General features: G+C 69.9%; 18 protein-coding genes. All 18 read left to right on the forward strand.

Annotation, left to right across the window (positions count from 1 at the left end; all coding sequences use genetic code 11):
* Nucleotide 1: 1 nt before the first annotated feature.
* The 18 genes from JW030_RS05680 (at nucleotide 2) to pyk (ending at nucleotide 18752) form a co-directional block, all read left to right on the forward strand.
* Complete coding sequence (locus JW030_RS05680) at nucleotides 2-2086, forward strand: hypothetical protein (protein WP_241095583.1); 2085 nt, start codon at nucleotides 2-4, stop codon at nucleotides 2084-2086.
* 155 nt (nucleotides 2087-2241) lie between these two features.
* Entirely contained in the window at nucleotides 2242-3156 is a 915-nt protein-coding gene (locus JW030_RS05685; protein ID WP_188044903.1) for a methionyl-tRNA formyltransferase, read from the forward strand.
* Nucleotides 3153-4682 (forward strand): RsmB/NOP family class I SAM-dependent RNA methyltransferase, encoded by a 1530-nt coding sequence (locus tag JW030_RS05690; protein WP_370567017.1) that lies wholly within the window; start codon nucleotides 3153-3155, stop codon nucleotides 4680-4682. Before JW030_RS05685 ends, JW030_RS05690 begins: the two co-directional genes overlap by 4 nt.
* A 183-nt stretch (nucleotides 4683-4865) precedes the next feature.
* Complete coding sequence (gene rpe, locus JW030_RS05695; RefSeq protein ID WP_188044902.1) at nucleotides 4866-5528, forward strand: ribulose-phosphate 3-epimerase; 663 nt, start codon at nucleotides 4866-4868, stop codon at nucleotides 5526-5528.
* 83 nt (nucleotides 5529-5611) lie between these two features.
* The gene (locus JW030_RS05700) at nucleotides 5612-5875 is read left to right on the forward strand and encodes a phosphoribosyl-ATP diphosphatase (protein ID WP_188044901.1); all 264 of its coding nucleotides are present in this window, start codon (nucleotides 5612-5614) and stop codon (nucleotides 5873-5875) included.
* Between the two features lie 89 nt (nucleotides 5876-5964).
* Nucleotides 5965-6804, forward strand: a complete 840-nt coding sequence (gene hisG / locus JW030_RS05705) for an ATP phosphoribosyltransferase (protein WP_188044900.1) — start codon at nucleotides 5965-5967, stop codon at nucleotides 6802-6804.
* Nucleotides 6805-6816: 12 nt separating this feature from the next.
* On the forward strand, nucleotides 6817-7596 hold the full coding sequence (hisF, locus tag JW030_RS05710; RefSeq protein WP_188044899.1) for an imidazole glycerol phosphate synthase subunit HisF: 780 nt from the start codon (nucleotides 6817-6819) through the stop codon (nucleotides 7594-7596).
* Nucleotides 7593-7979 (forward strand): phosphoribosyl-AMP cyclohydrolase, encoded by a 387-nt coding sequence (gene hisI / locus JW030_RS05715; RefSeq protein ID WP_188044898.1) that lies wholly within the window; start codon nucleotides 7593-7595, stop codon nucleotides 7977-7979. Before hisF ends, hisI begins: the two co-directional genes overlap by 4 nt.
* Nucleotides 7980-8036: 57 nt before the next feature.
* Nucleotides 8037-9002 (forward strand): ABC transporter ATP-binding protein, encoded by a 966-nt coding sequence (locus JW030_RS05720; protein WP_188044897.1) that lies wholly within the window; start codon nucleotides 8037-8039, stop codon nucleotides 9000-9002.
* Nucleotides 8999-10693 (forward strand): ABC transporter permease, encoded by a 1695-nt coding sequence (locus JW030_RS05725; protein ID WP_188044896.1) that lies wholly within the window; start codon nucleotides 8999-9001, stop codon nucleotides 10691-10693. Before JW030_RS05720 ends, JW030_RS05725 begins: the two co-directional genes overlap by 4 nt.
* A 90-nt stretch (nucleotides 10694-10783) precedes the next feature.
* Nucleotides 10784-12337: an anthranilate synthase component I gene (locus JW030_RS05730; protein ID WP_188044895.1), complete on the forward strand. Its 1554-nt coding sequence runs from the start codon at nucleotides 10784-10786 to the stop codon at nucleotides 12335-12337.
* Nucleotides 12337-13047 carry a Trp biosynthesis-associated membrane protein gene (locus JW030_RS05735; RefSeq protein ID WP_188044894.1) on the forward strand — a complete coding sequence of 237 codons (711 nt, stop codon included), beginning with the start codon at nucleotides 12337-12339 and terminating at the stop codon, nucleotides 13045-13047. The genes JW030_RS05730 and JW030_RS05735 overlap by 1 nt, the downstream gene beginning before the upstream one ends.
* A gap of 114 nt (nucleotides 13048-13161) precedes the next feature.
* Nucleotides 13162-13395 carry a DUF6704 family protein gene (locus JW030_RS05740; RefSeq protein WP_188044893.1) on the forward strand — a complete coding sequence of 78 codons (234 nt, stop codon included), beginning with the start codon at nucleotides 13162-13164 and terminating at the stop codon, nucleotides 13393-13395.
* Between the two features lie 2 nt (nucleotides 13396-13397).
* Nucleotides 13398-14168, forward strand: coding sequence for an indole-3-glycerol phosphate synthase TrpC (gene trpC / locus JW030_RS05745; RefSeq protein ID WP_188044892.1), 771 nt, complete (start codon nucleotides 13398-13400; stop codon nucleotides 14166-14168).
* Between the two features lie 40 nt (nucleotides 14169-14208).
* Nucleotides 14209-15441 (forward strand): tryptophan synthase subunit beta, encoded by a 1233-nt coding sequence (trpB, locus tag JW030_RS05750; RefSeq protein ID WP_188044891.1) that lies wholly within the window; start codon nucleotides 14209-14211, stop codon nucleotides 15439-15441.
* Nucleotides 15438-16226, forward strand: a complete 789-nt coding sequence (gene trpA / locus JW030_RS05755) for a tryptophan synthase subunit alpha (protein ID WP_188044890.1) — start codon at nucleotides 15438-15440, stop codon at nucleotides 16224-16226. The genes trpB and trpA overlap by 4 nt, the downstream gene beginning before the upstream one ends.
* A 57-nt stretch (nucleotides 16227-16283) precedes the next feature.
* Nucleotides 16284-17225, forward strand: coding sequence for a prolipoprotein diacylglyceryl transferase (lgt, locus tag JW030_RS05760; protein WP_188044889.1), 942 nt, complete (start codon nucleotides 16284-16286; stop codon nucleotides 17223-17225).
* 69 nt (nucleotides 17226-17294) lie between these two features.
* Nucleotides 17295-18752 (forward strand): pyruvate kinase, encoded by a 1458-nt coding sequence (gene pyk / locus JW030_RS05765; protein ID WP_188044888.1) that lies wholly within the window; start codon nucleotides 17295-17297, stop codon nucleotides 18750-18752.
* Nucleotides 18753-18822: the final 70 nt, after the last annotated feature.

Here is an 18822-nt window from a genome sequence, read left to right on the forward strand (position 1 = left end):
CTTGACCGCGCAGGATCCCGCCTCAGCGTCCGTTCCGGAGGGGACGGACGCTCGAGCGATCCCGGTGCCCGGTGCGGGAGATTTGCCCGACCCCGGTACAGGCGCGAGCGCGGTCCCCGCCCCGGCGACGGGCCCGGTCGCGCGGATCCTGTTGGACTCGGCGCTGCCGCAGCTCGATCACCTCTTCGACTACGCGGTGCCCGAGTCGCTTTCGGGGACGCTGCGCGCCGGACAGCGCGTGCGCGTGCCGTTTCGGTCGCGCACCCGCAACACCTTCGGCTACCTCATCGACTTCGTTGAGCGCAGCGAATTCACGGGGGAGCTCGCGCCGGTCACCGACGCGGTCTCGCCTGTCTCGGTGCTGACCCCCGAGGTGTGGCAGCTCGCCCGGCACCTGGCCGACCGAGCTGGCGGAAGCGCCGGCGACATCCTGCGCCTCGCGATCCCGGCGCGACAGGTACGCGTCGAGAAGCAGCACCTGGCCGGTACGGCGGCCGACCCGGGCGCTGACGACGTCCCGTACGAGGCCGTCGAGTCCGAAGCGACAATCGGCCAGCTCCTCGTCGACGGCGCGAGACTGTCGCTCACGGCCTCGCACGGCCCCGAGCGACTGAGCACGGGGGAGTGGGTCGGCACCTGGGCGGCCGAGCTCGCCCGCACGGCGCTCGCGACCCATGCCGCGGGCAAGAGCGTCATCATCGTCGTACCCGACTATCGCGACCTCGACCAGGTGCGCGACGCGCTCGCCTCGCTCGGACACGCGGGGGTCGTGCGGGTGGACTCCCGTCAGTCAAATGCCGAGCGCTACGCCGCATTCATGCGGGCGCTCGACCCGGTGCCACGCATCGTCCTCGGCAATCGCTCCGCCGTCTATGCGCCCGCGCACGACCTGGGCGCGATCCTGGTCTGGACCGACGGCGATCCCGTCCTCGCCGAGCCGCTCGCGCCGTACGTGCACGCCCGCGACGCGGCGCTTGTGCGCGCCGAGCTCGAAGGGGCCGGTCTGCTTTTCGCCGCGCACGCGCGCAGCACCGAGGTGCAGCGGCTCGTCGACCTGGGCTACGTCCGCCCGCAACGCACCCCGCCCAAGCGCACCCGCATCGTGCTCTCGGGCGCGCTCACGAACGAGGACCGGCAGCCCGGTCGCATCCCGGGGATCGCGATCCAGACCATTCGCGCGGGGCTCGAGACCGGTCCGGTGCTCGTGCAGGTCGCGGCGCCCGGCTACGCCCCGATCGCCGTGTGTGGGCGGTGCCACGACCTTGCGCGTTGCCGCTCGTGCAACGGCCCCATCGGCTTCCGGAGTCAGGGCCGCGCGGCCTGCCGCTGGTGCGGCGAGAGTGCGGCGGGCTGGCGCTGCGAGCAGTGCGGCGAGACGAAGCTCGAGGTGCGCGGCGCCGGGTCCAGCCGCACGGCGGAGCAGTTCGAGACGGCGCTGCCCGGCACTCGGGTGTTGTTGAGCGACGGGGAACACGCCCGTAGTCGCGTGGATGCGCGCCCCGCGCTCGTCGTCGCGACGCGCGGGGCCGAGCCGCTCGCGGCCGGCGGCTATCGCGCGGTCGTGCTGCTCGATGCCGACCGATTGTTGGGGCTCGAGACGCTGCGCGCGGGCGAGGACTGCCTGCGCTGGTGGGAGAACGCCGCGGCCCTAGCCGCCCCCGGCGCGAGCTGCGTGCTCGTCGGGGCGGGCGGGCCGCTCGTGCGGGCATTCGCGACCGGGCGGGTCGAGGAGTGGCTGCAGCAGGAACTCGCCGACCGGCAAGGGCTCCGGTACCCGCCGGCGGTGCGGGTGGCCAGCGTGACGGGGGGCGCCGCCGAAGTCGAACGGGCGCTTTCGCGCCTCGATGGCCTCACCGGAATCGACCGGCTTGGGCCGACGCCGCAGCCCATGGCCGATGGGGTCGAGACCGTGCGGGCGATTGTCCGCTTTGACTATCAGCAGGGTGCTGAAGTCGCGAAGCGCCTGCGCGCGGCGCTGATCGCCGATGCCGCCGGGGCCACGTCTCGCGCGCGCGGGCGCGCCCCGGGGCGCCGCCCCGAGGCGTTGCGGCTGCGCTTCGACGACCGCGGCGTCTTCGACGGCTAGGCGCGGTGCCCCGGCCGCGACCCGTCGCAAATGGCTGCTCCCGGCTCCCGGAAGAGCCATATGCGCCGGATCGCGCGGCGGCGGGTGGGGCCGCGCGACGTCTGGAAGATCCTGCGGGGAAGGGAACGCCCGGGCGACCTGCGAGAATAGACCCCATGCGTATTGTCTTCGCCGGCACCCCAGAGGTTGCCGCCCCCTCGTTGCGGGCACTCGTGGCCGCCGGCCACGAGGTGCTCGCCGTCATCACCCGTGAGGACGCGCCACTCGGCCGCAAGCGCGTGCTCACGCCGTCACCGGTCGCCGACGCGGCCGAGGCGCTCGGCCTGCCCGTGATCAAGGCGAACACGCTCGGCGAGGCGGTCACGGCGCAGGTGGCGGCTCTCGCGCCCGACCTCGGTGTGGTGGTGGCGTACGGCGGTCTGATTCGCGAGCCGCTGCTGAGCACGCCCGTGCACGGCTGGATCAACCTGCACTTCTCTGACCTGCCGCGCTGGCGGGGCGCCGCACCGGTGCAGCGCGCGCTCATGGCGGGCGAGCAGGAGCTCGGCCTCACGGTGTTTCGCCTCGTCGCCGCACTCGACGCGGGCGACGTGTTGACGCGTGGCGCGCTAACCGTGCCCGCCGGCACGAGCGCGGGTGACGCGCTCGCGCTGCTGGCAGAGCACGGCACCGCGTCGCTGCTCGCCGCCGTCGAAGGCCTCGATTCCGGCGCCCTGGCCGGCGAGCCGCAGGTCGGCGAGACAAGTTACGCCCACAAGCTCGATCGTTCACACGGTCACCTCGACCCGCGGCAACCCGCCGCGCAGATTCTCGCGCACTGGGCGGGCGTCACGCCCGAACCGGGCGCCACCCTCGAAACGGACGGAGCGTCACTCAAGGTGCACGCCATCACTCTCACCTCGGGCGCATCGCCCGCCCCCGGCGTCGTCGCACTCGTCGACGGCAAGGCAGTGCTCGGCACGGTCGACGGCATCGGCCTCGCGCTCGACCGCGTGCAGCCGGCCGGCAAGCCCGCCATGGACGGCGCAGCCTGGCTGCGCGGCCGCGGCGGATCGGTCGTGGTCGCGTGAGCGGTGAGCGGCGCCCGAGCGGCGGAACGCACGGCCAGAACGGCGGATACTTCAATGGCGGCGGTCGCGGCGGCGCGCAGGGCGGCGGCCCCCGCGGGGGCAACCGTCGCGGCGGTCAGCAGCAGGCGCCCAAGGCCTGGATATCGGGGGCGCGCCTCGTCGCCTACGACGTACTGCGCGACGTGGAAGAACGCGACGCCTACGCAAACCTTGCCCTCCCGGCGAAGATTCGGGCGGCGAACCTCGACGCCCGTGACGCCGCGCTGGCGACAGAGCTGACCTCGGGCACGCTGCGCGGTCAGGGCCGCTACGACCGGATCATCGAGATCGCGGCGAACCGTCCCATCGCCGACATCGATCCGCGCACCCGGAATGTCCTGCGCCTCGGCGTGCACCAGCTGCTCTCGATGCGGGTGGGTGCCCACGCTGCCGTGAACGAGTCGGTCGAGCTGCAGCGCCGCGTCGCGGTGCCGCAGGGCGCAGGCTTCGTGAACGGCGTACTCCGCACGGTCGGCCGCGCCGACCCCGCCGAGTGGGACGACCGCATCAACGACGAGGCGGCCTCGCCCGACGAGTCCCTCGCCCAGCGCTCCTCGCACCCCGTCTGGGTGCTGCGCGCCCTGCGCGCCGCGCTGACGGCGGAGGGTCGCGCGGACGAGCTCGGCGCCCTCCTCGAGGCCGACAACCTGCCGCCGCGCGTGAGCGTCGCGGCGCTGCCCGGCCAGGGCTTCGACGCCGACGAATTGACGCTCGAGCACGCGGGCCTGCGCGCCTCGGGCCCCTCGCCGATCGGATTCGAGCTCGCGGGCGGCGACCCGATCTCCGCGATCAAGGCCGCGGGCGCTGCAGACGGCACGGTTCGTGTGCAGGATCAGGGCTCCCAGCTCGCGGCGCTCCTCCTCACCCGAGCGAAGCCGGTCGCCCCGGGCGAGCGCTGGCTCGACCTGTGCGCGGGCCCTGGTGGGAAGACCGCGCTGCTCGGCGCCGAGGCCGCGCTCGGTGGCGCCACGGTCCGGGCGAACGAGGTCTCCGAGCACCGCGCCGACCTGGTGCGGCGCGCCGTCTCGGCCGTGAGCGCACACGTCGACGTCGTCAGCCATGACGGCCGCGAGGACGAGGCCTACGGGGGAGCGGACGCCCGCTTCGACCGCATCCTCGTCGACGCGCCGTGCAGCGGACTGGGCGCGCTGCGCCGTCGTCCCGAGGCGCGCTGGCGCAAGCAGCCCGAGGAGTTGCCGCCGCTTCGCGTGCTGCAGGCCGAGCTGCTGACCGCCGCAGCGAGGCACCTCGCCGATGACGGCGTGCTCGCCTACGTCACCTGCTCGCCGCACATCGCCGAGACCCGCACCGTCGTGGACCGCTTTCTCGCGAAGCACCCCGAGTTCACCGAGCTCGACGCACGCGCGATCGCCCAGCGCGAGGCCCGCGGCGAACTCGAACTCGCCGGCGAGGCGCTCTCGGTACAGCTCTGGCCGCACCGCAACGGCACGGACGCGATGTTCGTCTCCCTGCTCGCCCGCCGCTAGCGCGGGCTCGGGGAGGATCCGCCGGTGCGGATCCTGCCCTGCGCTGTCACGAATGTCGGAGATGACACGTATGTCGGACGGGAACACGGCGTTTCGTTCCGACATGTGTGACATCTCCGACATTGCTCACGCAGCACCGGATCGTGCCCGCCGGTGCGGATCCTGCCCGGTAGACTGGCCTGCGTGACCGCAGCGCGCATTAACCCGAGCATCCTGTCCGCCGATTTCGTCAACCTGCAGCACGAGCTCGAGCGGATCGCCACCGCCGACTACGTGCACGTTGACGTGATGGACAATCACTTCGTACCGAATCTCACGATGGGCCCGCCGATCGTGGCGCGCATCCAAGAGGTGTCGCCGGTGCCGCTCGACGTGCACCTCATGATCTCCGACGCCGACCGCTGGGCGCCGGGGTACGCCGAGCTCGGCGCGTTCTCTGTGACCTTTCACGCCGAGGCCGCGGCCGACCCGGTCGCCCTCGCGCGTAAGCTCCGCGACATCGGCGCCCGCGCCGGCATCGCGTTGAAGCCCGGCACCGACCCCGAGCCCTATCTCGAGATTCTGCACGAGTTCGACCAGGTGCTGGTCATGACGGTCGAGCCCGGGTTCGGCGGCCAGTCGTTTATGCCCGACATGATGTCCAAGCTGCGCCTGTTCGCCGAGGCGAAGAAGCGGCAGGGCCTCGACGTCTGGTTGCAGGTCGACGGCGGCATCACGGTCGACACGATCGGCATCGCGGCCGAGGCCGGCGCGGACACGTTCGTGGCCGGATCGGCCGTCTACGGCGGCGTGCCCGAGTCGCGGATCGCCGACCTGCGCGTCGCCGCGGCGGCGCACGCGCACTAGTTTTTCCCCGAGCGACGCCACTCTCGGGGCCGAAACCGGTCGTGTGGCGCGTCGCACCCCCCGGCGACCGCTAGGCTAGGCACGTGAAATCGTTCGATTCCCTGTTCTCCGAGCTCAGCGCGAAGGCGGTGGCGCGCCCTGAAGGCAGCGACACCGTGGCCCGACTGGACGCCGGCGTGCATGCGATTGGGAAGAAGATCGTCGAAGAGGCCGCCGAGGTGTGGATGGCGGCCGAGTACGAGTCTGACGACGCGTGCGCGGAAGAGATCAGCCAGCTGATCTATCACCTGCAGGTACTCATGCTCGCCAAGGGGCTCACCCTTGACGACGTGAACAAGCATCTCTAGCGCCCGACGCCTCTGTCGTCGGCGCGCTTCCCGGTCATCCCTCTCCACGAAGGACCGGATCCGGTCCCTCACGACAGAATCGAAACCTCATGCTCCGTATCGCCATCCCCAATAAGGGATCGTTGTCCGAAACCGCCGCCCTCATGCTCGCCGAGGCCGGGTACTCGGGCCGCCGTGACTCGCGCCAGCTCGTGCACACCGACACGCGCAACGACGTCGAGTTCTTCTACCTGCGCCCCCGCGACATCGCCACCTACGTCGGCTCGGGTGCGCTCGACGTCGGCATCACGGGTCGCGACCTGCTGCTCGATTCAGGATCCGGCGCGCACGAGATCGCCGGCCTCGAGTTCGCCGACTCGACGTTCCGCTTCGCGGCCCCGTCGAGCGAGATCACCGAGGTCGCGCAGCTCGCGGGCAAGCGCGTCGCCACGAGCTACCCGAAGCTCGTCGACGACTTCCTGCGCGCCCGTGGCGTCGTCGCGACGCTGGTCAGCCTCGACGGTGCCGTCGAGTCCGCGGTGCGCTTGGGGGTCGCAGACGCGGTCGCGGACGTCGTGTCGACCGGCGCCACGCTGCGCGCCGCCGGCCTCGAGATCTTCGGACCGGTCATTCTCGAGTCGACCGCGCTGCTGATCGGTGGCCCGAAGGCGCACCCTGACAGCGCACGACTGCTGCGCCGCCTCCAGGGTGTGCTCGTCGCCCGCAAGTTCGTGATGATGGATTACGACCTTCCCGAGGACAAGCTCGAGGCCGCGATCGAGATCGCCGGCGGCATCGAATCGCCCACGGTCTCGCGGCTGCGGGACCCGGAGTGGGTTGCGGTGCGCGTGATGGTGCTGGCCGATAGCGCGAACCAGGTGATGGACCAGCTCTATGACCTGGGCGCCCGCGCCATTCTAGTCACGGCCATCCACGCCGCTCGCCTCTAAGGAAGCCGCGACATGAGCATCAGCGTTCGCGTCATTCCCTGCCTCGATGTGGCCGGTGGCCGCGTCGTCAAGGGCGTCAACTTCATGAACCTGCGTGATGCGGGCGACCCGGTCGAGCTCGCAGCGCGCTACGCCGAGCAGGGGGCCGACGAGCTCACCTTCCTCGACGTCACCGCGACGGTGGACGATCGCAGCACGACGCACGACGTCGTGCGGCGCACCGCCGAGCAGGTGTTCATTCCGCTGACCGTCGGTGGCGGCGTGCGCAGCGCTGACGACGTCGCGCGGCTGCTCGAGGTGGGTGCCGATAAGGTCGGCGTGAACAGCGCCGCGATTGCCCGCCCGGAGCTGATCGGAGAGATCGCCGACCGCTTCGGAGCCCAGGTACTCGTGCTCTCGCTCGACGTCAAACGCAGCGATCGGATGCCCTCGGGCTTCGTCGTCACGACGCACGGCGGCCGACGCGAAAGCGACCTCGACGCGCTCGCCTGGTGCAGCGAGGTGACCGAGCGCGGTGCGGGCGAGTTGCTCGTCAACTCGATGGACGCCGACGGCACGCTCGCGGGCTTTGACCTCGAGCTCGTGCGCCGCGTGCGCGCGCTCTCACCTGTGCCGGTGATCGCCTCTGGCGGCGCCGGCAAGCTCGAGCATTTCGCCCCAGCGATCGAGGCGGGCGCCGATGCAGTACTTGCGGCGTCCGTCTTCCACGACGGCACATTCACGATTGGTGAGGTGAAGCACGCACTCGCGGAGGCGGGCTACCCCGTGCGACTTCCTGGAGGTGCCGCATGAGTGGCGAGATCAACGCACAATCAGCGATCACCGGCCCCGAGGGCCTCGTCTTTGGCGAGGGCGGGCTGCTGCCCGCGATCATTCAGGACGATGCCTCGGGCGAGGTGCTCATGCTCGCCTGGATGGACGCCGAGGCGGTCACCCGCACGCTCACGACCGGGCGGGTGACCTTCTGGTCGCGTTCCCGCCAGGAGTACTGGCGCAAGGGGGACACCTCGGGTCACCGCCAGTACGTTCGCTCGGTGGCGACGGATTGCGATGGGGACACGCTGCTCGTGCGCGTCGCCCAGATTGGAGCGGCGTGCCATACGGGCACCCGCAGCTGTTTCACCGGCCGGGAGCTGCCCTCGATCGAGGGCGATCCCGGCGGTGACCAGGGCTAACCTGGGGGTTTTCCCGAAACTCCGCCGCGGGCGCTAAACGGGCGTAACGTCTGGTGCATGAGCATCAATACGCAGTCGGGGGCGGTGGTCGAAACCCGCTCCCTGGTGAAGACGTTTGGGCGCGTGCGGGCGCTGGACGGGCTCGACCTTAGCGTCGACCGAGGCGAGGTGCATGGCTTCCTCGGCCCCAATGGCTCGGGGAAGTCGACGACGCTGCGCGTGCTCCTCGGCATGGTGCGCGCGAGCGCCGGCCAGGCACATCTGTTCGGGCAGGATCCGTGGAACAACGCGGGCCTGGTCCACCGGCGCGTGGCCTACGTGCCGGGGGATGTGAGCCTCTGGCCGAATCTCACGGGCGGCGAGGCGATTGACCTCATCACTCGACTTCGCGGTGGCGACGAGGACAAGCGCGCCTACGCGGCGCGGCGGGCCGCCCTGATTGAGGCGTTCCAGCTTGACACGGGGAAGAAGGCGCGCACGTACTCGAAGGGGAATCGTCAGAAGGTCGCGCTGATCGCAGCGCTCGCGACTCCCGCGGACCTCTACATCTTTGACGAACCGACCTCCGGGCTTGACCCGCTCATGGAGGCGACCTTTCGGGCGCAGATCGCGCAGCTGCTGCGCGACGGAGAGAGCGTCCTACTCAGCAGCCATATCCTCAGCGAGGTGGAGCACCTCTGCGACCGGGTCAGCATCATCCGTGCGGGACGAACCGTCGAGACGGGCACGCTGGCCAAGCTGCGCCATCTGACACGCACCGAGGTGTCCCTCGCCCATGTCGGGCCCGACGGGGAGTTGCGGCCCGAGCAGCTGGCCAGGATCCCCGGGGCTCACGACCTCGTGCGCGACGGCGCACGACTGCGCTTCACCGCCGACAGCGACGACATGCCGCGCGTGCTCGGCGCGCTCGCCGAGCTGCGCGCCGCGGGCGTCACGGTCAACCCTCCCTCGCTCGAGGAGCTCTTTCTTCGGCACTACGGCGCGGAGCCTGCTGCGCCGGGAACGGCGCAGGCGGAGTCATGACCGAGCGGGCGCCGCGCGTGCTGCGCACCCTGGTGGCGCAGCGCTTCCGGCGCGACCGGACGCAGGCCCTCGCCTGGCTCGCGGGTTTTGCGCTTCTGGCCTACGTGGGCAATGCCGCGGTGGCGGGCACGTTCGGCACGGCGGCCCAGCGCACCGAGGTGCTGCACCTCATCCAAACCACCCCGGCCATCTTGATCCTGCGCGGCACCCCGCAGGGCCCCGCCGCGGACGCGTTTCAGTTCTTCCTGTTGTTTGCGTTCCTGGCCGTGCTGATCGGGCTCATGATGACGTTCCTCGCGGTGCGACACACGCGTGCGGACGAGGAGTTGGGTCGGACGGAGCTCATCAGCGCGACGCCCGCAGCGCGGTACGCCCCGCTCGTGGCGACGCTCGTCGAAGGAGTGTCGCTCAGCCTCGCGATCGGCGCCGTGTCCGCCCTCGGCTATTTCTGGGGCGGAGCCGGGGCAACGGGAAGTGTACTGGCGGGGTGTGCGCTCGCGGTCGTGGGGCTGGTCTTCCTCGGGGTGGGGCTCGGCGCTTCGCAGCTCATGCGCACCTCGCGTGGGGCAAACGGACTTGCCGCAGTGGTGGTCACGCTCGCTTACGTGCTCCGGGGTATTGGCGACGCGACTGGCACGGTCCAGGCCGACGGGGTGAGTATGACGCCGGCGTGGCCGAGTTGGCTGAGCCCGATTGGCTGGGGACAGGCGGTGAATCCGTTCACGCCCGCCGCTGCGGGTGGCGAGCGGGTCTGGCCGCTCGGGCTGGGGCTACTCCTCGCCGTCGCCCTGGGGGCGGTCGCACTCGCGCTGCAGGGGCGCCGCGACTTGGGCTCGAGCCTGCTCCCGGAGCGGGCCGGGCGCCCGGCGGCGCACTCCAGTCTGCGCGGACCGCTGAGCCTCGGATGGCGCCTGCAGCGCACGGCGACGCTGGGCTGGGTAATTGCCGGCGGACTCTTTGGGCTACTCGTCGGCGCGCTGGGGCAGACCGTGCTCGAGCTCGTGCGGGTCGGGAGTGGCCCTGCCGACGAGTTCAGCAACACGCTCAGCAGCACGCTCAGATCGTTTGCGGGCCCGCAAGCTCAGGGGTCGTTCATCGACCTGTTCACCTCGTCGATGTTCAGCCTGATCGGCCTCCTCGCAGCGGTAGCCGCCGTCCAGGCGATCGTGCGCGCACGGCAGGATGAATCCTCTGGCACCGGCGAGCTGGTGCTGGCGACGCCCGTCACGCGAGTTCGGTGGTTTCTGAGCTTTCTGGTGCTCGGTGGCGTGACCGCCGTGCTCGTGCTCGGCGCCGCGGTGCTCGGGGCATTTCTGGGTCTGAGTCAGTCACCCGGGTTCGGCGACCGGGCTGCGATCGCCGCCGTCGCCAGCCTTGCGCAGCTGCCCGCCGTACTCGTGCTGCTGGCAGCCGCTGCGCTTGTCTTCGCGGTGCGGCCGCGCGCGACGATCTGGCTCTCGTGGGTGCTGCTGATCCTGGCCATCGCGATCGGACAGTTCGGCGGGCTCCTCGGGCTGCCCGACTGGGTGCGCAACGTCTCTCCGTTCTCCCACACGCCGATCGTGGTGGCTCTGTCTCCGAGCGGACCGGTGGACTGGGGTCCCGCGTGGGCCATGGCAGTGATCGCGGTCGCCGCCGCCGTCGTCGCCGCCTGGCTCGTGCGCCGGCGGGACCTCGCGCTTTCGGCCTAGGGGAGGCGCTCCTGCTTCTCGGCGCGGCCTGGACCATCCCGCCTCCGTGCGGGCGCAGGATCAGCGCTGGCGCCGCGCTACGATGATGCGGTGAGCACTTCGACGCCCCGCGACGCTTTTGACGCCGCGCGTTCCACCCATCGAGTGATCCCCGTGTGCCGCGAGATCTTCGCGGACGGGGACACTCCCGTGAGCATCTACCGAAAGGTCGCGCAGTCGCGCCCCGGAACGTTTCTGCTTGAGTCGGCAGAGCAGGGCGGCGTTTGGACCCGCTTTAGCTTTGTCGGTGCCGGTACTTTCGGCACGCTCGGTGAGCAGGGCGGACGCGCCAATTGGCGGCCGACCGGGGGAGACGGCGTCGCGCTCGCGGAAGAACGTCTGCTGCCTGGCGGCGTCACGGGCCTTGCCCCGGTCGAGGCGCTGCGCGAGGTTTACGAGCGCTGGAAGAGTGCGCCGCTTCCCGGCCTGCCGCCGCTCGCGAGTGGGTTCGTCGGATACATGGGGTGGGAGACGGTGCGGCAGTTCGAGCGCCTCGAGCACGGCCCGACCGAGGGCCCCGGACTTCCCGCCCAGGGGCTGAGCTTCGTGTCCGAGCTCGTCGTGATCGACCACCGCGACGGGCTCGTGACGCTCATCGTAAACGTCCTCAACGACGACCTCATCGAGGCCGACGCTGACGCGCAGTGGGCCGACGCCCAGCGTCGGCTCGACGCGCTGCAGGAGCGGCTCGCCGCCCCGGCCGCCACTCCGCTGGGCGTGCTCGACCGCGAGGCACTCGCCGAGGCCGTCCGGCTGACCAGCGAGGCAGACTATCTCGCGGGTGTCGCCGTGGCCAAGCAGCACATCGTCGACGGCGACATCTTCCAGGTGGTGCTGTCGCAACGGTTCGATCATCGCTGCGACGCCGACCCGCTCGACGTGTACCGCGTCCTGCGCCACTTGAACCCCAGCCCGTATCTGTACCTGCTGAGTCTCGAGGACAACGACGGGCGTCCGTTCGCGGTCGTGGGATCGAGTCCCGAAGCGCTCGTCACCGTGCACGACGACCGCGTGTTGACGCACCCGATCGCGGGATCGCGTCCCCGGGGCGAGTCGATTGAGGAGGATCAGCAGTTCGAGCGCGATCTGATGGCCGACGAGAAGGAGCGCGCCGAGCACCTCATGTTGGTCGATCTTGCGCGCAACGACCTGCTCCGTGTCTGTCGCTCCGATTCGGTGGAGGTGACCGAGTTCATGCGGATCGAACGCTTCAGTCACATCATGCATATCGTGTCGACCGTCGAGGGTCGCTTACGCCCCGAGCAGAACTCAATCGACGCATTCCGGGCGACCTTTCCGGCAGGCACGCTCTCGGGGGCGCCGAAGCCGCGTGCGCTCGAGATCATCGATGCACTCGAGCCGGTGCAGCGCGGCGTCTACGGCGGCGTCGTCGGGTACTTCGGTCTGGGCGGTTCGGCTGATCTCGCCATCGCGATTCGGACGGCCACCATCCGCGACGGCGTCGCGATGGTCCAGGCCGGCGGCGGCATCGTCGCCGACTCGGTCCCCGAGCTGGAAGACCAGGAGTCACGCAATAAGGCGGCGGCGCCGCTTCGCGCCGTCGCGATCGCCAACACGCTGCGCACGCTCGGCGGGACGCGCTGATGGCAAGTAAGAAGCTCGTCGTCACCGGTACCTTGCTGGTGGCCGCGGTCGCGCTCATCGCCGCGACCCAGGTCTGGTTGAGTATCGAACTCAGCGAGGGGGTCTCCGCGCAGGGGACACTCACGGTCACGGGTCAGCAGCTCAGCCCTCCGCTCGCGCCCATGGCCCTGGCCCTCGCTGCACTGGCGCTGGCGCTCACGATCGCGGGCCGGATCTTTCGCTTCGTGCTCGGCGCGCTCGGCGTCGTTCTCGGCGGCGGCATTGTGGCCCTCACTCTGGGGGTGCTGCAAGCTCCGCTTGACGCCGCCGCGGGCAAAGTCACCGAGCTCACCGGGATCGGTGGCAGCGACGCGACCGGTATCGCCGTGGTCGCCTCGAGCCAGGTCAGCGTGTGGGCGGCGATCACTGCCACGGCGGGCTGCATCGCCGCGCTCCTCGGCATCGCTGTGCTGGTGTGGGGCAGCCGCTGGCGGGCCGCCGGCCGCAAGTATGAAACGGCCGCCACGGCGTCCGGCCCACGCCCCGCCGGAGACGACCCTGCTGGCCAGGCCGCCCAGACACCTGAGCACGACCGCATCTCAGACTGGGATGCGCTGAGCGACGGCGCCGATCCGAGCGAGGTGGCAGATCCGAGCGAGGTGGCCGATTCGGGCGAGCCAGCCGATCCGGCGGACGCGCCCGAGGGCGACGCTTCCGCCACTCGGGCCTAGCGCGGGGAGACCGCGCCCCCGCGGCACGCGACCCCGGGTGCCGCGCTTCGCTCGCCAAACCGGTAGTCTGGTCTGAGACAACAGCTTTTGGTTGCCATTCGTTAGAGGAGATTCATGAGTACCCAGCACGAAGAGCCCGGACACGGAGATTCGCCCGCTGCGTGGACCGCAGTGATCGTCATGCTGATCGCGATCGCGGCCGGCACCGTTGCCTTCTTCCTTCACCAGGCCTGGTTGGTCTGGATCTGCGCCGGCGTCGCGCTGATCGGCCTCATCCTCGGATGGGTGCTGGCCAAGGCCGGCTACGGGGTCAATGGGCCCAAGTACTCCCCGAAGTCCTCGCACTAACCGTGCTCAGCGAACTGCTCGCAGGATCCCTCGAGGACGCCAGTAAGCGCCGCGAGCTTCGGCCGTACGCGCAGGTCGAGGCGGAGGCGCTTGCGCGCGCCGCCGCGATCGACGCGCTTGCCGCGCTCGCCCCTGCCGATCGCATTCGTGTCATCGCCGAAGTCAAGCGCGCGAGCCCCTCGCGGGGCCTGCTCGCCGACATTCCCGAGCCCGCGGCGTTGGCCGCGCAGTATGAGGCTGGCGGGGCAAGCGCGGTGAGCGTGTTGACCGAGGAGCGCAAGTTCCGCGGGTCGCTCGCGGACCTCGAGGCAGTGCGCAAGGCGGTCAGCCTACCGGTGCTCCGCAAGGACTTCATCGGCGAGGAGTACCAGGTGCTTGAGGCCCGTGCCTCGGGCGCGGACCTCGTGTTGCTGATCGTCGCGGCGCTGCCACAGACGACGCTGGTGCGCCTGCACACGCTCGTGCGTGAGCTTGGCATGACCCCGCTGGTCGAGACGCACTCGGCCGACGAGGTTTCCCGCGCCGTCGACCTCGGCGCGGAGCTGGTCGGGGTCAACGCCCGCAACCTCTCGACGTTCGAGCTTGATCGCGACCTGTTTGGTCGCGTCGCGGACCAGATTCCGGCCGGCGTGATTCGCGTCGCAGAGTCAGCAGTGTTGAACGTCGCCGACGTCGCGCACTACCGCGAGGCCGGCGCCGACGTCGTGCTGGTCGGCGAGGCGCTGGTGACGAACGACCCCATCGCCACGCTCGCTGGCTTCCTGAGCGTGTAACTTGGCGCCCCTGGCGCCCCACAACCACTTCGAGGATCCCATGACTCTCAGCCACGTATCCGGGCCGTACTTCGGCGAATTCGGCGGACGTTTCGTTCCCGAATCCCTCGTGCTCGCGCTCGACGAGCTCACCGATGCCTACGACGCAGCGAAGGCGGATCCCGCCTTCCGGGCAGAACTCGCCGGGCTGCTCAAGGACTACACGGGTCGCCCCTCACCGCTCACTGAGGTGAAGCGGTTTGCGGCGATCGCCGGCGGCGCCAGGATCCTGCTGAAGCGCGAGGACCTGAACCACACGGGCTCGCACAAGATCAATAACGTGCTCGGCCAGGCGCTGCTGACGCGGCGCATCGGCAAGAAGCGCGTGATCGCCGAGACCGGTGCCGGCCAGCATGGCGTGGCGACGGCGACCGCGGCGGCCCTCTTCGGCCTGGAGTGCACGATCTACATGGGCGCGGTCGACACCGAGCGCCAGGCGCTCAATGTCGCCCGGATGCGGCTGCTCGGCGCCGAGGTGATCCCGGTCGAGGCCGGATCGCGCACCCTCAAGGACGCAATCAACGAGGCGATGCGCGACTGGGTCACGAACGTCGAGACGACGAACTATGTCTTCGGCACCGTCGCCGGTCCGCACCCGTTCCCGACGATGGTGCGCGACTTCCAGCAGATCATCGGCGAGGAAGCGCGCGAACAGATGCTTGAGCGCACGGGCGCGCTGCCCGACGCGATCGCCGCGTGCGTGGGCGGCGGCTCGAACGCTGCTGGCCTGTTCCAGGCGTTCCTCGACGACGAGTCGGTCGGCATCTACGGCTACGAGGCGGCGGGCGAAGGAATCGACACCCCTCGCCATTCAGCGACCCTGACGCTCGGGCGCCCGGGCGTCCTGCACGGCGCCCGCAGCCAGATGCTCCAGAACGAGGACGGCCAGACGATCGAATCGCACTCGATCTCGGCGGGACTCGACTACCCGGGCGTCGGTCCGGAGCATGCCTGGTTGCAGGCGATCGGGCGGGCGACATACCTGCCGATCACCGACGCGGAGGCGATGGACGCGCTTATGCAGCTGTCGCGCACCGAGGGAATTATCCCGGCGATCGAGTCCTCGCACGCGCTCGCGGGCGCCCTGAAGCTTGCCGCAACCATGCGCCCGGATCAGACCGTGCTCGTGTGCCTCTCGGGGCGCGGCGACAAGGACATGGAGACGGCGGCCAGCTACTTCGGCCTGAACGACTCCCCAGTAGACGGTTCGACGGCAGAGGGAGCAAGCGCGTGAGCGAGTCCGCAGTGGAGCGCACGCTCCAGATCCGCAAGGACGCATCCAACGGTTCGCTCATCGGCTACCTTCCGGTCGGCTTCCCTGATCTGAAGACGAGCATCGATGCCGCGGTCGCAATGGTCGAGGGCGGCGTCGACATCATCGAGCTCGGCATGCCCTACTCGGACCCCGTCATGGACGGCCCGGTCATCCAGGCTGCCACGGTCGAGGCGCTGAAGAACGGCTTCCGCGTCGCAGACGGCATCACTGCGGTCCGCGAGATCACGAAGCAGGTCAAGGCCCCCGTACTCGTCATGACCTATTGGAATCTCGTCATGCAGTACGGCGTGGACCGGTTCGCCGACGAGCTCAAGGCCGCCGGGGGTGCAGGTCTCATTACTCCCGATCTGATCCCCGACGAGGCCGGCGACTGGTTGGCCGCCTCCGAGCGGGCAGAGCTGGACCGCGTGTTCCTCGCCGCCCCGACCTCGAGTGACGAGCGCCTGCGCACCGTCACCGAACTCAGCCGCGGCTTCGTGTACACCGTGTCGACCATGGGAGTTACCGGCGCCCGCGGGGATGTCGATCAGGCCGCACGCACCCTCGTCGAGCGCCTGCGCGCGGTCGGGTGCGAGCACAGCTGTGTGGGCCTCGGCATCTCGACCGGCGCCCAGGTGCGCGAGGTGCTCGAGTACGCCGATGGTGCGATCGTGGGCTCTGCACTCGTGCGTGCACTCGCGGCGGATGGCGTCGCGGGCGTCCGGGCGGTCGCCGCGGCGCTGGCCGAAGGCACGCAGCGTTAGGATTGCTTCGTTCCACCCGGAACGACGCCCCCAGTTTTCTCAGGTGAAAGAAGAGGCATGATTCTCCCGTTCAGTATCCCGAGCCCCGACGTGAGCTTCTTGCAGATCGGTCCGATTCGGATCTACTTTTACGCCCTCTGGATCCTGCTCGGCATCATCGCCGCCACCCTGTGGGTCAGCAGTCGCCTGACGAAGCGCGGGGCCGAGCGCGGCGTTGCAATCGACTTCATGGTCTGGTCGGTGGTGCTCGGCATCATCGGCGCCCGGATTTACCACGTCGTGACCCACTTCGGTGACTACTTTGGCCCGGGCAAGGACCTCTGGAAGGTCTTCGCAATCTGGGAGGGCGGCATCGCGATCTTCGGTGCACTGCTCGGTGGTGCCATCGGCGTGCTGATCGCCTCGCGCCTGACCGGCGTCCGCTTCTGGTCGTTCGCCGACGCGCTCGTTCCCGGACTGCTCCTGGCGCAGGCCTTCGGTCGCCTCGGGAACTGGTTCAACCACGAGCTCTTCGGCGGCCCGACCACGCTGCCCTGGGGCCTCGAGATTTCCGCCAACAACCCGGCGTTCCCCGTCGGGCTTCCCGAGGGAACGCTGTTCCACCCCACCTTCCTGTACGAGCTGCTCTGGAACCTGCTCGGCATCGTGGTGCTGCTCGCAATTGAGCGTCGTCTGAAGCCGCGCTGGGGCACCTTCCTCGGGATGTACTTCATCTGGTACGGAATCGGGCGCGCGATCGTTGAGTCGATTCGGGTCGATCCGAGCCTCATCATCCTGGGCCTGCGCACCAACGTTTTCACCGCCCTCGTCGCGATCGTTGCCGGCATCGTGCTGATCCTGGTCCAGCGTCGTCGTCACCCCGGAATTGAGACGAGCGTGTACCTTCCCGGTCGCCGAAACCCGGTACAGTCGATTGAAGAGGAGACCGCGAACCCCGACGAGTACCACCATGTACTCGCGGCGCGAAGTGCCAAGGGGAACGTGGCGGCGGACGCCTAGCTTTCCGCCGTCAGTCGCGGCACCCTTGCGGCGTGGGCAGCGCCGCATCATCTACCTCGAGGAGCGAGCATGCGCCACGCAAAGATCGTCGCGACCTGGGGTCCGGCTGTGTCGAGTTACGACCACACGCTGGACCTCATCAAGGCGGGAGTGAACGTCGCGAGGCTGAACCTCTCGCACGGCACCCATAACGTGCACGAGGGGGTGTACCGCAACATTCGCCGCGCTGAGGCTGAGGTCGGGCGCCCGATTGCGGTGCTCGCCGACCTGCAGGGGCCGAAGATTCGGCTCGGAAGATTCACTGACGGCCCGTACGACCTTGAGGTCGGCGACGAGTTCGCCATCACGACTCGCGAGATCGTGGGGGACCGGACGATCGGCGGCACGACGCACAAGGGCTTGCCCGGCGACGTGAGCCCCGGCGATCCGTTGCTCATCGACGACGGCAAGGTGACGCTGCGCGCAGTGCGCGTGACGGACGACACCGTCTACACCGTGGTCGAGGTGCCCGGCGCGATCTCGAACAACAAGGGGATCAACCTTCCCGGCGTCGCGGTCAACGTTCCCGCGCTGTCCGAGAAGGACGAAGCCGACCTGCGCTGGGCGCTGCGTTTGGGCGTCGACTACATCGCGCTCTCGTTTGTGCGCGACGCCGCCGACATCACCCGGGTGCACGTGATCATGGACGAGGAGGGCGTTCGCCTTCCCGTGATCGCCAAGATCGAGAAGCCGCAGGCGGTGGACAACCTCGAGGAGATCGTCCAGGCGTTTGACGGCATCATGGTCGCCCGGGGCGACCTGGGCGTCGAAATGCCGCTGGAGCGGGTGCCGCTCGTTCAGACCGAGGCCATCGCCATCGCGCGCCGCAACGCGAAACCCGTCATCGTGGCGACGCAGGTGTTCGAGTCGATGATCGAGAACCCGCGCCCGACCCGCGCCGAGGCGTCTGACTGCGCCAACGCCGTGCTCGATGGCGCCGACGCGGTCATGCTCTCGGGCGAGACGAGCGTGGGGGCGTACCCGATCGTCGCGGTCGAGACGATGGCGCGCATCATTTCCGCCACGGAGGACCACGCGCTCGATCGCATCGACCCGCTCGGCACGAAGCCGCGCACGCAGGGAGGCGCGCTCACGCTCGCCGCGGCCGAGGTCGCGGAGTTCATTGGCGCCCGGTACATCTGCGTTTTCACGGAGTCGGGCGACACGGTGCGCCGGATGTCGCGACTGCGCAAGCCCATCCCCATTCTCGGCTTCACGCCCAGCTACGCGATTCGTCGCCGCATGGAACTCACGTGGGGTGCGGACAGTTTCACCACGCCGCGTGTCGATTCGACGGACGAGATGTTCGGGCAGGTCGATGGCGTGTTGCTCTCCAACGAGCGAGCCCAGGTCGGCGACACGGTGCTCGTGATTGCCGGATCCCCTCCCGGAGTAGTGGGCTCGACCAACACGCTGCGTATCCACCGCGTGGGGGAGTCCTCCGGCCTGCTCGCCGACGCGGGACCGCGCAAGCACCTCGCGGACTAGCGCGACTCCGGGCCGACACGCCCGCGCGAACACGAAAGCGCCAGGTTTCCCCGCAGGGATTCCTGGCGCT

Source organism: Leucobacter sp. CX169 (assembly GCF_017161405.1).
In the GTDB taxonomy this organism is placed as follows: Bacteria; Actinomycetota; Actinomycetes; order Actinomycetales; family Microbacteriaceae; genus Cx-87.

Excerpts from the sequence above, each read along its gene's own strand:
- JW030_RS05740 (WP_188044893.1), top strand. The coding sequence starts at position 13,162 with ATGAGTACCCAGCACGAAGAGCCCGGACACGGAGATTCGCCCGCTGCG.
- JW030_RS05725 (WP_188044896.1), top strand. The coding sequence starts at position 8,999 with ATGACCGAGCGGGCGCCGCGCGTGCTGCGCACCCTGGTGGCGCAGCGC.
- JW030_RS05685 (WP_188044903.1), top strand. The coding sequence starts at position 2,242 with ATGCGTATTGTCTTCGCCGGCACCCCAGAGGTTGCCGCCCCCTCGTTG.
- hisG (WP_188044900.1), top strand. The coding sequence starts at position 5,965 with ATGCTCCGTATCGCCATCCCCAATAAGGGATCGTTGTCCGAAACCGCC.
- JW030_RS05735 (WP_188044894.1), top strand. The coding sequence starts at position 12,337 with ATGGCAAGTAAGAAGCTCGTCGTCACCGGTACCTTGCTGGTGGCCGCG.
- pyk (WP_188044888.1), top strand. The coding sequence starts at position 17,295 with ATGCGCCACGCAAAGATCGTCGCGACCTGGGGTCCGGCTGTGTCGAGT.
- lgt (WP_188044889.1), top strand. The coding sequence starts at position 16,284 with ATGATTCTCCCGTTCAGTATCCCGAGCCCCGACGTGAGCTTCTTGCAG.
- trpB (WP_188044891.1), top strand. The coding sequence starts at position 14,209 with ATGACTCTCAGCCACGTATCCGGGCCGTACTTCGGCGAATTCGGCGGA.
- hisF (WP_188044899.1), top strand. The coding sequence starts at position 6,817 with ATGAGCATCAGCGTTCGCGTCATTCCCTGCCTCGATGTGGCCGGTGGC.
- hisI (WP_188044898.1), top strand. The coding sequence starts at position 7,593 with ATGAGTGGCGAGATCAACGCACAATCAGCGATCACCGGCCCCGAGGGC.
- JW030_RS05720 (WP_188044897.1), top strand. The coding sequence starts at position 8,037 with ATGAGCATCAATACGCAGTCGGGGGCGGTGGTCGAAACCCGCTCCCTG.